This window comes from Streptomyces longisporus (assembly GCF_039532765.1).
Lineage (GTDB): Bacteria > Actinomycetota > Actinomycetes > Streptomycetales > Streptomycetaceae > Streptomyces > Streptomyces longisporus.
The window spans coordinates 1-14,805 of the sequence record NZ_BAAASG010000010.1; the positions used below are offsets into that span (position 1 = coordinate 1).

Genomic DNA, 14,805 nt, shown 5'->3' on the forward strand with positions numbered 1-14,805 from the left:
ATAAGCCCGGCCGTTCACAGCGTCCTCGCTGTGTATTTCAAAGGAACCTCGCCACCAGGAAAAACTTCCCGGTGTCGGGGTATCAACATATCTGGCGTTGATTTTTGGCACGCTGTTGAGTTCTCAAGGAACGGACGCTTCCTTTGTACTCACCCTCTCGGGCTTTCCTCCGGGCGCTTCCCTTCGGTCTTGCGTTTCCGACTCTATCAGACCGTTTCCGGTCCCGATTTCCTCGGTGCTTTCCAGGTTCCCGCTTTCGCGTTTCCCTTTCCGGCGGTTCCGACTTTATCAGAAGTTTTGAGCCGGACTGACCGGCCGCTCATTTCCGATTCATCGGGAGTGGCTTCTTCGAAATCGATGTTTCCGAGAAGCAGGCAGATACTCACTGCTGCCGACCGGACTAGATCCAGTTCCAGGCAACTGTTCGAATCTACCTCCCCGCTTGGGCCGTGTCAACGGCTCCTGCGGGGCGAAGGAGAGACTAACAGGTCGGGAGGCCCGGCCGCACATCAGGCGGCTGTCGGGACCGTGGCGCTGCGCTCCGCTGCCTCGACGTCACCTGTCTCCCCGGCACGGGCCGCTCGGCCGCCCAGGACGAAGACGTACACGAGGAAGGCGAGTTCTGCAGCGACCCCGATGCCTATTCGGGCCCACGTGGGCAGGCCAGAAGGGGTGACGAAACCTTCGATGGCGCCTGAGACGAAGAGGACGAGAGCGAGACCGATCGCCATGCCCACAGCGGCACGGCCCTCCTCTGCGAGGGCCGTGCGGCGGGAGCGGGGGCCCGGGTCTATGAGGGTCCAGCCGAGGCGGAGGCCGGTTCCGGCGGCCACGAAGACGGCGGTCAGTTCGAGCAGGCCGTGCGGGAGGACCAGGCCGAGGAAGGTGTCGAGTCGGCCGGCCGAGGACATCAGCCCGAAGCCGACGCCGAGGTTGATCATGTTCTGGAGGAGGATCCAGAGGACGGGCAAGCCGAGGAAGACGCCCAGGATCAGGCACTGAGCGGCGGCCCAGGCGTTGTTCGTCCAGACCTGGGCGGCGAAGGACGCCGCAGGATGGCTCGAGTAGTACGTCTCGTACTGTCCCCCTGGGCGGGTGAGTTCACGCAGCTCGCTCGGGGCCGCAATCGTGGCCTGCACCTCGGGGTGGGTGCCTATCCACCAGCCCAGAAGGACAGCGACGACGGTGGAAACAAGCGCAGTGGGGACCCACCAACGGCGCGATCTGTAGACCGCAGCAGGGAATCCCTGCGTCAGGAAGCGGGTGATGTCTCGCCAGGAGGCGCGTCGGGTACCTGTGACTGCGCTACGCGCGCGTGCCACGAGCTGGCTGAGGCGTCCGGTCAGCTGGGGGTCAGGGGCGCTGGACTGGATCAGAGAGAGGTGCGTGGCCGTGCGCTGGTAGAGCACGACGAGTTCGTCGGCCTCAGCGCCGGTGAGACGGCGTTGACGTCTGAGGAGGGCGTCGAGGCGATCCCATTCGGCTCGGTGGGCGGTGACGAAGACGTCGAGGTCCATCGGTTTGCCTGCTCCTCGGCTGTTCGTCGGCGGCTCGTCCTGGGGTCAGCTTTTCGTACTGCGGCGCGATGCGCCCTCAGCTTGGCAGACTGGCCGTTCACGGGGCAGGCCAGGGGAAGGACTACGGGCGTGAGTGAGCTTGTGACGGGCGAGGCGGTGGCGCTGGAGTTGCGCCCCGCGAGGCTGCCCAGCAGAGCACTTGCAGTACTGCTCGATCTGACCGTGGCCATGCTCGTCTACGTGGTCCTGACCATCGCTCTCGTCGCTGCCACGGCGTCGCTGGATGACGCGGCGCAGATCGCGGTGTCGATCGCGACCTCCGTTCTGGTGTTGGTGGGCGCGCCGATCGCGGTCGAGACGCTCAGCCATGGGCGGTCGCTCGGAAAGCTGGCGTGCGGGTTGCGGGTGGTGCGGGACGACGGCGGGCCGATCCGGTTCCGGCATGCGCTGGTTCGGGGTGGGATCGGTGTGGTCGAGATCCTGATGACGTTCGGGGTCGTCGCCTGCATCGCATCCCTTGTGTCGGCTCGCGGGCGCCGGCTCGGCGACGTGTTCGCCGGGACTCTCGTCGTTCGGGAAAGGGTGCCTGTGGTGCGGACGGGTTTTCTGCCTCCGCCCCCGCCCTGGCTGGCCGGGAGGTTCTCGGGGCTTGATCTGTCTGCGGTTCCCGACGGACTGTGGCTCGCCGTCCGTCAGTATCTGTCGCGCATGCAGCAGCTGGATCCGCAAGTGGGTTGGGCGATGGCGGAGCGGCTCGCATCGGACCTCTCGGCGCGTACGGGTACGCCGGTTCCCCAGGGGGTTCCACCGGCGGCGTATCTGGCGGGTGTGATGCAGGAGCGGCAAGCCCGGGAGGCGCGACGGGCCTTCGCGAATGGAGCCGCGGTCGGGGGCCCTGCTGCGGGTGGCGTGCACCCGGCTGATGCCCCGGGCTCCTACGAGCCCCCGGCCGGATTCCCTCCGGTGGCGGCTCCGCCGACTGCTCATGTGGCGCAGACGGCTCCGGCGCACGAGACCGTGCAGACCGCCCAGCCGGATGAACCGTCGAGTGACCGGCCAGCGGGCGGAACCACCGGGTCCACCAGCTTCGTCCCGCCGGCGTAGGCCCTTCGCGGCCGCCGGGCCGCCCGGATCAGGCAGGTACGTCCGCGCGTTTCCCTTGCACCGCTTCGGCGAACGTCTCGCTCAGGCGAATGTGGACGGCGGCGATTCGAGGTCTTCGAGCTCGATGCCGGGCGCGGCGAGCACCACGTCGCCGGCGATGTGGACGACGTGCTGCTCACCCGTGTCCAGGGCTGTGACCTGGTACTCGTCCACGGTCAGGCGGGCGTTGTCAGTGGCGTGTGTTTCTCTGTTCACCAAGGCCCAGGACTGGTCCACGGTGCGCGGGGCAAGGACGGGGTCCGTGAAGGCGACGAGGCGTACGCGAGTTGCTGTGGCGGAAGGGGTGAGGCGCAGGAGACGGGTGGTGGCGATGAGAAACGCTGGGGATGTGCCGGTGAAGGCGTGGGCGCGGACGTTGCCTTCGGCGGCATGGGCTCCGGTGGGGTCCGTCCGGACCCAGGTGACGCCGTCGAGGGCGGCACCGCGGACCTGCCAGCCCGCGGCATGCAGCTCGAGGCGGATGGGGCGGCCCAGCTCGTCGAGGGCGAGGTCGACGGAACCCTGCTGATCGCCCGCGGGGGTGGTGAGTTGGGAGACATAACGCCAGCCGGAAGGTCCGGGGGCGCAGTGGAAGTGCTCTTCTGCGAGGGGGGTGTGATCGTGCGGATCGTGGAGCGAATAGCGGCCGCGGGGCATGGGGGTCCTGGGTCTTGACGGGCTGGTCCGGCCGACGGGCCGCAGAGCCAAAGGGGCAGGCCCCCGACACGGGGGTGCGGGGGCCTGCCTCGGAGGAACTGCTGCTGGTGAGCGCGTCAGCGCACCGACACGCTCACCATCGGCTGAGCCGAGCCGCTCAGTAGCGGTAGTGGTCCGGCTTGTACGGGCCCTCGACGTCGACGCCGATGTACGCCGCCTGCTCCGGGCGCAGCGTGGTCAGCTTCACGCCGAGGGCGTCCAGGTGGAGGCGGGCGACCTTCTCGTCGAGGTGCTTGGGCAGCGTGTACACGCCGGTCGGGTACTCGTCCGGCTTGGTGAACAGCTCGATCTGGGCCAGGGTCTGGTCCGCGAAGGAGTTGGACATCACGAACGAGGGGTGGCCGGTGGCGTTGCCCAGGTTCAGCAGACGGCCCTCGGACAGGATGATGATCACCTTGCCGTCGGGGAAGGTCCAGGTGTGGACCTGCGGCTTGACCTCGTCCTTCACGATGCCCGGGATCTTGGCGAGGCCGGCCATGTCGATCTCGTTGTCGAAGTGACCGATGTTGCCGACGATCGCCTGGTGCTTCATCTTGGCCATGTCCGAGGCCATGATGATGTCCTTGTTGCCGGTCGTGGTGATGAAGATGTCGGCCTTGTCGACGACCTCGTCGAGGGTGGTGACCTGGTAGCCGTCCATCGCCGCCTGCAGGGCGCAGATCGGGTCGATCTCGGTGACGATGACGCGGGCGCCCTGTCCGCGCAGGGACTCCGCGCAGCCCTTGCCCACGTCGCCGTAGCCGCAGACGACCGCGGTCTTGCCGCCGATGAGGACGTCGGTGGCGCGGTTGATGCCGTCGATCAGGGAGTGCCGGCAGCCGTACTTGTTGTCGAACTTCGACTTGGTGACGGCGTCGTTGACGTTGATCGCCGGGAAGAGGAGGACACCGTCGCGCTGCATCTCGTACAGGCGGTGCACACCGGTCGTGGTCTCCTCGGTCACGCCGCGGATCTCCGAGGCGAGCTGGGTCCACTTCTGCGAGCCGTTGGTGATGGTGCGGTGCAGGAGTTCGAGGATGACGCGGTGCTCGTCGGACTCGGCGGTGTCGACGGAGGGGACCTTGCCGTCCTTCTCGTACTCGACGCCCTTGTGGACCAGGAGGGTGGCGTCACCGCCGTCGTCCAGGATCATGTTGGGGCCGCCGGTGGGGCTGTCCGGCCAGGTCAGCGCCTGCTCCGTGCACCACCAGTACTCCTCCAGGGTCTCGCCCTTCCAGGCGAAGACCGGGACGCCCTGCGGGTTCTCGGGCGTGCCGTTCGGGCCGACGGCGATGGCGGCGGCCGCGTGGTCCTGGGTGGAGAAGATGTTGCAGGAGGCCCAGCGGACCTGCGCGCCGAGGGCGACCAGGGTCTCGATGAGCACGGCGGTCTGCACGGTCATGTGCAGGGAGCCGGTGACACGGGCGCCGGCCAGCGGCTGGGTCTCGGCGTACTCCTTGCGGATCGCCATCAGGCCGGGCATCTCGTGCTCGGCGAGGGTGATCTCCTTGCGGCCGAAGTCGGCCAGGGAGAGGTCGGCGACCTTGAAGTCCTGTCGGTTGTCGACAGTCGTCATTGCGAGCTGCTCCTCGGGATTGGGTCGAGGGTGGGTACGGCTGGTCTGCGCGGCGGCGGGCACAGGGGTGCCCGAGAAGAGGACACAGGCATGCCCGCGTACGCGCAGCGCAGTCCGTCGGAGGCCCTCTCTCCCTCGGTCGGTCCGCGGTGGGACCGCCCGACCGCCATCAGCAGCGACGTCTGGCTCGGTTCCAAGCTACACCGGCCGCCGGGGCGGCCCCAGTCCGCCTTCCAACACATCGCGCCGAGAGGCCCGTGCGCCGGGTGCGGCAGCCAGGGGTCGCAGGGCGATAACAGGACACCTACGAACGGGAGAACAGGGGCAGCAGACCAGGCCGACCAGGGACTTTCGCGTCTTTGAGCAGGGCCGCAGACGTTTCGCGCCACAAAGGCGTCAGGAGATCGAGGCGGCTGAGGCTCGTCGCGGACAAGGGTGTGGAACCGGCGCCGACCGCACCGGCTGGATCAGCCGCCCAGTGGTGAACAGGGCCTCCGTCGCCAGGGTCCGGGTCCGCCACAGCCGGTTCACAGCGGGCGGCTAGCCTCTGCGCGGCGCGGATGTTCCGTGTGGGGAGGGAGTGGCGATGCGCAGGGCGCGGAAGCTCGGGATCTGGGCGGGGGTGCTGGGGTCGCTGGGTGTCGTGCTGGTGGTTGTGGCGCTGGCAAGCCTGTGGACGGGTTACCACGGGACCACGGTGGCCAGCGACAGCATGTCGCCGACGTACACGCAGGGGCAGCAGCTGGTGTACGAGCGCATGGACGGGACCGGGGTGCGGCGGGGCGACGTCGTGCTGTACTCGGCGCCGGAGCGCTACCAGGGCGCCGTCGTCATGCAGCGCGTCATCCGAGTCGGTGGCGATCACATCGTCTGCTGCACGGGGGAAGACCAGGGTGAGCGGCTCCTCGTGAACGGAAAGCCGCTCGACGAGCCCTACCTGGCGGGCGGTACCGCCGAGGGGACCAACCAGAAGTACGACGTGCGGGTTCCCGAGGGCCGGCTCTTCGTGCTCGGTGATCATCGGTCGAACTCGCGGGACTCGCGGGCCTTTCCCGACGATCATGGAGGCACGGTCCCGGTGAGCGCGGTCCAGGGTCGTGTGACGGACGACTACACCGGGGCGGCCCTGCTCGGGGTGGCCGCGCTGGTGGGTGGCCTGATCGCGCTCACCGGGCTCGGACTGGGGATCGCGGCGGTGGCCGTACGGAAGCGGGTCGTCGTGCCCCCGCCTCCGCCCTGGGCCGTACAGGTATGACGAGGGGGCGTGCGGCGAAGTGGTGTCAGTGGCCGGCGGGGTGGGACGCCGGTCCGCCGGGCGTGGCCTCGCGGTCGGGGCCCTTGGCGGCCTCGGCCTCGCTGTAGATGTCCGGCTCGAGGTAGATGACGCGGGCGATGGGGACGGCGGCGCGGATGCGGGCCTCGGCGGCGTTGATGGCGGAGGCGACCTCCGCGGCCGTGTCGTCGTGCTGGACTGCGATCTTGGCGGCGATCAGCAGTTCCTCGGGGCCGAGGTGGAGCGTGCGCATGTGGATGATGCCGGTGACCGTGTCGCCGTCGACGACGGCCGCCTCGATCTGCTTGACCTCGTCGACCCCGGCGGCCTCGCCGAGGAGGAGGGACTTGGTCTCGGCGGCAAGGACGAGGGCGATCAGGACGAGCAGGATGCCGATGCAGACCGTGCCGATGCCGTCCCAGACCCCGTCGCCGGTGAGCAGGGCGAGGCCCACGCCGCCGAGTGCGAGGACGAGACCGATGAGCGCGCCGAAGTCCTCCAGGAGGACCACGGGCAGCTCGGGTGCCTTGGCGCGGCGGATGAACTGCGACCAGGACAGCGTGCCGCGCAGCTCGTTGGACTCCTTGATGGCCGTCTTGAAGGAGTAGCCCTCGGCGATGATCGCGAAGACCAGGACGCCCACCGGCCAGTACCAGTGCTCCACCTCGTGCGGGTGGCGGATCTTCTCGTAGCCCTCGTAGATGGCGAACATGCCGCCGACCGAGAAGAGGACGATGGAGACCAGGAAGGCGTAGATGTACCGCTCGCGGCCGTAGCCGAAGGGGTGCTGCGGGGTCGCCTCGCGCTGGGCCTTCTTGCCGCCGATCAGCAGCAGGAACTGGTTGCCCGAGTCGGCGAGCGAGTGGACGCCCTCGGCGAGCATCGACGAGGAACCGCTGAACGCGAACGCCACGAACTTCGATGCCGCGATCGCGAGGTTGGCGCCGAGTGCCGCCACGATCGCCCTGGTGCCGCCTGACGCGCTCATCTGTCCGGGTTGTCCCTTCGCCTTCGTACGTACGCCGTCCGGGGCCCCGCCTCGTCGCGGCTTTGCCCGTCCTTTGCCGGTGGGCCATTCTTGCAGCCCTGCCCGACGACGGCGCGTCAGGTATCCACAGCTCCGGTCATACGATCACAGTGGCCCGGAAGACCGTACCCGCTCCCGACACCTCGGCCTTCTCGCCCGCCGGGACGAAGACCGACTGGCCGGGGCGCAGTTCGTGTTCGCCCGCCTGCACGGAACCGGCCGTGCAGAGCAGGATCTGCGGGGTGGCGCGGGTCAGGTCGTGGGCGGAACCGCCCTCGGGCAGGACGTAGCGCGACAGCCGGAACTCGTCGATCGGGGTCTCGTAGACCTCCTCGCCGTCCGGGGACGCCTCGGGGCGCAGCACGCCCGGGTCGCTCGCCTCGAAGCGGACGATGCGCAGGAGTTCGGGGACGTCGACGTGCTTGGGGGTCAGGCCGCAGCGCAGGACGTTGTCGGAGTTGGCCATGATCTCGACGCCGAGACCGTTCAGGTACGCGTGCGGGATGCCTGCCCCGAGGAAGAGGGCCTCGCCGGGCTGCAGACGTACGTGGTTGAGGAGCATCGCGGCGATGACGCCCGGGTCGCCCGGGTAGTGGTGCGCGATGTCCGCGTAGGGCGCGTAGTCGCCGCCGAGGTGGGTGCAGGCGGCCGCGGCTTCGGCGACCGTGTGGTGCATCTCCTCGGGGTCGGCGGTGAGGATCGCCGTGAGGACCTCGCGCAGGGCGGCGTCCTCGGGGTGGGCGTGCAGCAGGTCGACGTACGGCTTGAGGGAGTCGACGCCGAGGCCGTCGAGGAGGGCGGCCGCCCGGAGCGGGTCGCGGAAGCCGCAGAGGCCGTCGAACTCGGTGAGCGCGCAGATCAGTTCGGGCTTGTGGTTGGCGTCCTTGTAGTTGCGGTGCGGGGCGTCGACAGGGATGTTCCGGCGCTCCTCGTCCTCGTAACCCTCCTTCGCCTGCGCCAGGTTGGGGTGCACCTGGAGGGAGAGCGGGGCGCCGGCCGCGAGGATCTTGAGGAGGAAGGGCAGACGGGGGCCGAACTTGGCGACGGCGGCCGGGCCGAGCTCCTTCTCCGGATCCGCGTCGACGACCTCGACGAGCGTGCCGCGTCCGGTGCGCGAGGGGGCGCCGGGGTGGGCGCCCATCCACATCTCCGCCTGCGGTTCACCGGTCGGTTCGACACCGAGCAGGTGCGGGATCGCTGTGGTCGAACCCCAGGCGTAGGGACGGATGGTGTTGTCGAGGCGGTCCATGCTGTGTCTTCGTCTCCGTACGTACGCCGCGCTCGGCGGGCGCTGGTCAGTAAGCGCGGGGTGCGCGGGTCAACGTCAGGCCCCCGAGGCGAGCGCCAGGTAAACGGCGGCGAAATCCGTGATGGCGATCAGTTCGGCGAGGGTCTCCAGTTCGCCGCCGGGTTCCGGTTCCAGTTCGCTGATCGGCGTGTCGTGGCTGAGGGCCAGTTCACGGGCGGCCGGTGCGGCGGTGAGGCCCTCGATAGGGCGGTCGCGGAGCAGCACCACGCGCGCGTGCAGGGCGGGTGCTTCCTCCACGCGGTCGCGGAAGAAGTCGTCCGGGTCGGCGCTGGCGGCGAGCGGGCCGGCCAGCAGGGCGCTGTGTGCGGCGAGTGCCTCGGGGAGTTCGGCGACGACCGCAGGGCGGCCGGAGAGCTCGGCGAGGGCGGCTGCGAAACGCCGTCCCGCCGGGCCTGCCGAGACGCCCTCGGTCCATACGACGGGCAGCGCGTCGGAGAGTTCGGCGGCGAGCGTCTTGGCGGGGTTGCTGTAGGTCGCGATGGCGGGGCCGCAGCGCTCGGCGATGTGGTCGAGACGGTCGGCGATCTTCTCGACGGCCTCCGGTGGGGCGGTGACCAGGCCGGCACGGTCGAGAAGGGCGAGGAGGGGTGTGAGCAGCGCCCACAGGACGCCGGGGGCGGAGGCGGCGAGTTCCTGTTCGTCCTGCTCGTACGGGGCTGTCGCCATCGGTACGAAGAGGCCGTGGGCGCCTTCCACCGCCTCGTTGAGCGGGGTGCGGGCGGGGGCGACGGCGACGACCGTGCAGCCGCGGCGGTAGGCCGCCTCGGCGAGCAGGGACAGGCCCGGTTCGGTGCCGTCGGGGGTGGTGATCAGGAGCAGGTCGACGCTGCCGGCCCAGCCCGGGAGTTCCCAGCGCAGGGCACCCGCGGCGGGGGCGACGCCGGTGGGGGCGAGGCGGATGACGGGGCTGCCGGGGCCGGCGAGCGTGCCGAGGAGGTCGGCGGCGCAGATCGCTGCGGCGCCGGGGCCCGCGATGAGGACCGCGCGGGGGCGGCCGTCGGGCTTGAGGTCGTTCACGCCGGCCTCTGCGGCGTGCCGGGCGGCTGTGCGGACGCGGGCGCCTGCCTCGGCGGCGCCGCGTAGCAGGCCGCGGCGGTCGGCCTCCGAGAGGGCCTCGGGAGTGTCGAGCAGCGATTCGTCGAGCATGGGCGGCAGCCTCCGATCGCCGGGGGTTCTTTGTGTGCGCCGGGGTTGTGCGCGCGGCGGGGGCTTGTTGTGCGGGTGCCCTTTTGCGCGGTGCCTCATTGCGCGGGTGCCTTATTGCGCGCCGGCTTTTGCGGGTGCCTTCTTGCGCGGGTGGCGGGGCTCGGCGTTACGCGGGGCGGCGGGCCTCGTCGACGAGCAGGACGGGGATGCCGTCGCGGATGGGGTAGGCCAGGCCGCAGTCCTTGCCCGTGCAGATCAGCTCGGTTTCCTGCTCGTTGGCTTCCTGCTCCTTGAGGGGGGCGTGGCAGGCCGGGCAGGCGAGGATCTCCAGGAGGCCGGCTTCGAGCGGCATGGGTGTTTCCCTTCGGGGGCGCGCGAGTGCGTGTGCGGATGTGCCTGGTCAGCGTACCGCCGTGGGGAGCGGGGTGCCGGGGTTGGGACGGGGTCGGGTCGGGTTGCTGCGGGAGGGGTCGCCCCCGCCGCCCCCGCCCGTTCCCGTACCCAGGGGTGCTGCCCCTTCGACCCCGCCAGGGGGCTCCGCCCCCTGGCGGCCGCATCGGCCTGAACGGCCTCGTCCTCAAACGCCGGACGGGCTGAATCGGTCAGGCTCGGATGATGGTCAGGGCCTCGTCCCGGATCTTTGTCATGGTGGCCTCGTCCCTTGCCTCCGCGTTCAGGCGGAGCAGGGGTTCCGTGTTGGAGGGGCGGACGTTGAACCACCAGTCGGTGGAGGTGACCGTCAGGCCGTCGAGTTCGTCGAGGGTGACGTCCTCGCGGGCGCCGTACGCCGCCTTGATGGCCGCCAGGCGGTCGGCCTGGTCGGCGACCGTTGAGTTGATCTCGCCGGAGCCGACGTAGCGGTCGTACTCGGCGGTCAGGGCGGAGAGCGGGCCCTCCTGGCCGCCGAGGGCCGCGAGGACGTGGAGGGCGGCCAGCATGCCCGTGTCGGCGTTCCAGAAGTCCTTGAAGTAGTAGTGCGCCGAGTGTTCGCCGCCGAAGATCGCGCCCGACTTCGCCATCTCGGCCTTGATGAAGGAGTGGCCGACTCGGGTACGGGCCGGGGTGCCGCCGTGTTCGCGCACCACCTCGGGGACCGACCAGGAGGTGATCAGGTTGTGGATGATCACGCCCTTGCCGCCGTTCCTGGCCAGCTCGCGCGCGGCCACCAGGGCCGTGATGGCGGACGGCGAGACCGGGTCGCCGTGCTCGTCGACGACGAAGCAGCGGTCCGCGTCGCCGTCGAAGGCGAGGCCCAGGTCGGCGGACTCCTCGCGTACGCGCTGCTGCAGGTCGACGAGGTTCGCCGGGTCCAGCGGGTTCGCCTCGTGGTTCGGGAACGTGCCGTCCAGTTCGAAGTACATGGGTACGACGGTCAGGGGCAGGCCGGCGAGGACCGTGGGGACGGTGTGGCCGCCCATGCCGTTGCCCGCGTCGACGACGACCTTCAGGGGGCGGATGGAGGTCAGATCGACGAGGGAGCGCAGGTGGGCCGCGTAGTCCGACAACGTGTCGCGCGAGGTGATGGTTCCCGGCTCGGCGACCGGCTCGGGGGCGCCCGCCTCGCTCCACTGCTCGGCCAGTTCGCGGATCCGGGACAGGCCCGTGTCCTGGCCCACCGGCGCGGCACCCGCGCGGCACAGCTTGATGCCGTTGTACTGCGCCGGATTGTGCGAGGCCGTGAACATCGCGCCCGGCAGGTTCAGGGCGCCCGAGGCGTAGTACAGCTGGTCGGTCGAGCACAGGCCGATCTCGGTCACGTCGACGCCCTGTGCGGCCGCCCCGCGCGCGAAGGCACGCGACAGGCCCGGCGACGACGGCCGCATGTCGTGGCCGATCACGATCGCGTCCGCCCCGGTCACCTGGACGAAGGCCGCACCGAAGAGCTCGGCCAGCGACTCGTCCCACTGGTCCGGGACCACCCCGCGTACGTCGTACGCCTTCACGATCTGCGACAGATCAGCAGCCACGGCCAACCCTCCTGAAGTCCTATCGGTCGCCTCAAACTACCCGTACCGTCTGACCGTGCGTCGTGCGGTCTCGGAGTGGGCTTCCAGCCGTAGCCTCAGGTCAGAGCCGGGTGAGAAACCGGGAAGGACCGGGGCAGGATCCGGGAAGAGCCGGGGCAGGATCCGGAACGGTCAGGCATGATCCAGAACGGTCAGAATCCAGAACCGTCAGGGCAGCATCCAGTCCAGGACCGGTGAGCTCTGGCCCATCACGATCAGGCACATCACCAGCAGCAGGCCCGCGCTCCAGGTCAGCACCTTGCGCAGCAGATCTCCCTCGCGGCCCCGTGAGGCCCACGGCCGCGCAGACGATGGTGAGGTTCTGCGGCAAGATCATCCTGCCGAGGACACCGCCCGAGCTGTTGGCGGCGGCCAGGAGTTCGGGCGACAGACCGGACTCGCGGGCCGTGGTCACCTGGAGCGCTCCGAAGAGCGCATTGGCGGAGGTGTCCGAGCCGGAGACCGCCACCCGAACCAGCCCAGGACGGGTGACAGGAAGGCCGGTCCGGCTCCCGCCGCCGCCACGAAGTGCCGATGGTGCCCGCCTGCCCGGAGAGGTTCATGACGTACGCGAGCGCCGGCACGGACGTCACGGTCAGGATCGCGAACCTCAGATCGTGCACGGTCGCCAGCCACTCCTTGACCGCCACGCGTGCGTGCACACGGAGCACGACCGCCGTGCAGACCCCGGCGAGCAGGACGAGCGTGCCGCCGGTCGACACGATCGGCCAGATGAAGACATTGCCGCCGACGGGTTTCCCGCCCGCCCTGCGACATCGAGGAACGGCCAGTCGTACGTCTGCGTCGCCCGGGCCGACCAGTCCTTGACCGCCGGGATCTGCGCGACGGAGAAGACCGCGACGATGAACGCGTACGGGGCTTAGGGCGCGCAGGACTTCGGCCGCGGCTCCTCCTCGTCCAGTTCCTTGCTGCGCACGCCGGTCAGCACGGACGCGCGTACCGACTCGGTGGCGGGCACGCGGGCGTGCGGTACGGCGACCAGGGTGCCCGCGCCCACCAAGGAGGCACCGATGTGGGCGAGTTGCGGCGGAGACGTAGTCGGAGGCGGCGAACTGGGCGACGGCGAAGGCGACTCCGCACACCAGGGCGGGCACCCAGGTCTCGCGCAGGCCGCGCCGCCCGTCCACCAGCCAGACCAGGACGAGCCGGCACCAGCAGTGCCAGCAGCGGGGTTTGACGCCCCACCACGGAGTCCAGCGGCAGCCCCGTCACCTGCGCGAGTGTCACGACCGGTGTGCCCATCGCCCCGAAGGCGACCGGCGCCGTGTTGGCGACGAGTGCGACGAGCGCGACGCGCACGGGGTCGAAGCCGAGGGCGACGAGCATCACGGAGCGGATCGCGCCGGCGCACCGAATCCGGCGAGGACCTCCAGAAGCGCGCCGAAGCAAAGCGCGACCGCGAGCGCCTGGATGCGCGGGTCGTCCGACCGCGGTCCGCAGGAGCGGCGCAGGATGTCGAAGTGCCGGGTGCGGACCGTCATCCGGTAGACCCACAGGGCGTTGACCACGATCCACAGGATGGGGAGGAGCCCGAGGCGGCCCCCTGGGCGGCGCTGGAGAGCGTCTGGTCGAGCGGCATGCGTAGGGAGCCAGGCGACCAGAACGGCCGCCAGAAGCCCCGTCAGGCCCGCCAGGTGTGCCTTCATGCGCGCCCCGCCGGGCAGGATCAGGACGATCAGCAGGGGCAGGGCCGCAACGAGGGCGGACAGGCCGAGCGAGTCGGCGACGGGTTCCAGTTCCTGGACGTACACGGGCGCCTCCCCGATTCCGGCATGCGGAAAGCGATTTCCCTCCGGACCCATCACCGGAACGATCGTGTCCGCGCCAAATGCACGTCAATGAGTGTGCCCACTGGGCGGAACGGGGGACGGGAAGCGCAGCTCAGTTGTCCGGCGAGCGCAGTACCCGCAGATGCCCGCGCCGCGCGACCTCCATCGGGTCCGCCGTGCGCGCCCCGCCACCGCCGGCGCCCGCCGCCCGCTCCTGGGGGCGGGCCGCCTCGCGCACCGCGTTGGCAAGCGCTTCCAGGTCGTCACCGCTGGGGCGGGCCGGAGCGGAGCCGTCGAGCAGTCGGACGACCTCCCAGCCACGCGGGGCGGTGAGGCGCTCGGAGTGCTCGGCGCACAGGTCGTAGCAGTGGGGTTCGGCGTAGGTGGCGAGCGGGCCGAGGACCGCGGTCGAGTCGGCGTAGACGTACGTCAGCGTCGCGACGGCGGGACGGCCGCAAGCGGTGCGCGAACAGCGACGTACAGGGCTCACGACGTTGGACGGTACCGCACTCTTGAGCGGGCCGCGACGACTCTCCCCCAGGTCACCCCACCGTGTCGTACTGTGAAACACCCCACACCCCTTCCCTGGAACACCCGGCTGACCTGCACGGACACACATTCACAGGGCCTTGCGCGCCTCTTCGCCCGATCAACACACCGTACAAACACCGTCAATTGCCCCAAGATCGTCGGTCTCGTAGAGATACGGAAACGAGCCCAACCTTGGCTGGAATGGTCATCCTGCGACAGGCCCACCAGGGGCGTCCGAGGCGCTCGGGCCGGCCGCGTGGGGCACGGCGTGCGGTCCCGGCGGGGACTACGCTTCACCAGTGATGGACAACCCCGTACCGCACCGTGCCGCCCGCCCCGGGCCCCGCCGTCGTGATCGCCACGGCCGGGGCATGCGCGGCCCGATCGCGCCGCCCCAGGTGCCGCTCGCCGCGAGCCGTGCCGAGGCGTTCGCGGATCTGGTGCAGGACTCCGTGGAGCGGCTGGAGCGGCGGTGGCCGCAGCTCGCCGAGATCGACTTCCTCGTCCTCGAGGTGCCGCGTCTGGACGGTCCGGCCGAGGCCTGGAGCGACGAGGCAGTGCCGCTGGGCGGCACGATCCCCTCCCGGGAGGGGCGGCCCGCACGGGTGGTCGTGTATCGGCGGCCGGTGGAGATCCGCACGAAGGGGCGGGACGAGCGGGCCGCTCTGGTGCACGAGGTCGTCGTCGAGCAGGTGGCCGAGTTGCTGGGGCTTACTCCGGAGACGGTGGATCCGCGGTATGGCGAGGACTGAGCCGGCGTTCACTGGGGGCCGCCGCCCCCAGACCCCCGC

The 14,805-nt window shown here is 70.3% G+C and carries 13 protein-coding genes and 2 pseudogenes; 3 read left to right on the forward strand and 12 right to left on the reverse strand.

The annotated features are described in order from the left end of the window. Positions 1–509: 509 nt before the first annotated feature. On the reverse strand, positions 510–1,517 hold the full coding sequence (locus ABD355_RS21125; RefSeq protein WP_344402074.1) for a stage II sporulation protein M: 1,008 nt from the start codon (positions 1,515–1,517) through the stop codon (positions 510–512). A 129-nt stretch (positions 1,518–1,646) separates the two neighbouring features. Between ABD355_RS21125 and ABD355_RS21130 the strand changes: the two genes are divergently transcribed. Continuing rightward, complete coding sequence (locus ABD355_RS21130) at positions 1,647–2,621, forward strand: RDD family protein (protein ID WP_344402075.1); 975 nt, start codon at positions 1,647–1,649, stop codon at positions 2,619–2,621. An 81-nt stretch (positions 2,622–2,702) separates the two neighbouring features. Here ABD355_RS21130 and ABD355_RS21135 read toward each other — a convergent pair whose 3' ends face one another. Next, positions 2,703–3,317: a hypothetical protein gene (locus ABD355_RS21135; RefSeq protein ID WP_344402076.1), complete on the reverse strand. Its 615-nt coding sequence runs from the start codon at positions 3,315–3,317 to the stop codon at positions 2,703–2,705. Positions 3,318–3,474: 157 nt separating this feature from the next. Next, a complete protein-coding gene (gene ahcY / locus ABD355_RS21140) occupies positions 3,475–4,932 on the reverse strand; it encodes an adenosylhomocysteinase (protein WP_344402077.1) in 1,458 nt (485 codons plus the stop codon). 586 nt (positions 4,933–5,518) lie between these two features. Here ahcY and lepB point away from each other — a divergent pair. After that, positions 5,519–6,187: a signal peptidase I gene (gene lepB / locus ABD355_RS21145; RefSeq protein ID WP_344402078.1), complete on the forward strand. Its 669-nt coding sequence runs from the start codon at positions 5,519–5,521 to the stop codon at positions 6,185–6,187. Positions 6,188–6,212: 25 nt separating this feature from the next. On the opposite strand, the gene ABD355_RS21150 is transcribed toward lepB, so the two are convergent. The 9 genes and pseudogenes from ABD355_RS21150 to ABD355_RS21195 form a co-directional block, all read right to left on the reverse strand. After that, positions 6,213–7,193, reverse strand: a complete 981-nt coding sequence (locus ABD355_RS21150) for a cation diffusion facilitator family transporter (protein ID WP_344402079.1) — start codon at positions 7,191–7,193, stop codon at positions 6,213–6,215. 136 nt (positions 7,194–7,329) lie between these two features. Next, a complete protein-coding gene (manA, locus tag ABD355_RS21155) occupies positions 7,330–8,481 on the reverse strand; it encodes a mannose-6-phosphate isomerase, class I (protein WP_344402080.1) in 1,152 nt (383 codons plus the stop codon). A gap of 75 nt (positions 8,482–8,556) precedes the next feature. Continuing rightward, positions 8,557–9,687 (reverse strand): SIS domain-containing protein, encoded by a 1,131-nt coding sequence (locus tag ABD355_RS21160; protein ID WP_344402082.1) that lies wholly within the window; start codon positions 9,685–9,687, stop codon positions 8,557–8,559. Between the two features lie 166 nt (positions 9,688–9,853). After that, positions 9,854–10,039: a Trm112 family protein gene (locus tag ABD355_RS21165; protein WP_344402083.1), complete on the reverse strand. Its 186-nt coding sequence runs from the start codon at positions 10,037–10,039 to the stop codon at positions 9,854–9,856. 250 nt (positions 10,040–10,289) lie between these two features. Beyond that, positions 10,290–11,654, reverse strand: a complete 1,365-nt coding sequence (locus ABD355_RS21170; protein ID WP_344402084.1) for a phosphomannomutase/phosphoglucomutase — start codon at positions 11,652–11,654, stop codon at positions 10,290–10,292. A 379-nt stretch (positions 11,655–12,033) separates the two neighbouring features. Continuing rightward, a pseudogene (locus tag ABD355_RS21175) lies at positions 12,034–12,162 on the reverse strand (L-lactate permease); the annotation flags it as partial. A gap of 411 nt (positions 12,163–12,573) precedes the next feature. Further along, positions 12,574–12,711 carry a hypothetical protein gene (locus ABD355_RS21180; RefSeq protein WP_344402343.1) on the reverse strand — a complete coding sequence of 46 codons (138 nt, stop codon included), beginning with the start codon at positions 12,709–12,711 and terminating at the stop codon, positions 12,574–12,576. A 209-nt stretch (positions 12,712–12,920) separates the two neighbouring features. Further along, positions 12,921–13,516, reverse strand: a pseudogene (locus ABD355_RS21190) (L-lactate permease); the annotation flags it as partial. A gap of 79 nt (positions 13,517–13,595) precedes the next feature. Continuing rightward, complete coding sequence (locus tag ABD355_RS21195; RefSeq protein WP_030941657.1) at positions 13,596–13,973, reverse strand: DUF3499 domain-containing protein; 378 nt, start codon at positions 13,971–13,973, stop codon at positions 13,596–13,598. A 343-nt stretch (positions 13,974–14,316) separates the two neighbouring features. Between ABD355_RS21195 and ABD355_RS21200 the strand changes: the two genes are divergently transcribed. Continuing rightward, positions 14,317–14,766, forward strand: a complete 450-nt coding sequence (locus ABD355_RS21200; RefSeq protein ID WP_344402334.1) for a metallopeptidase family protein — start codon at positions 14,317–14,319, stop codon at positions 14,764–14,766. Positions 14,767–14,805: the final 39 nt, after the last annotated feature.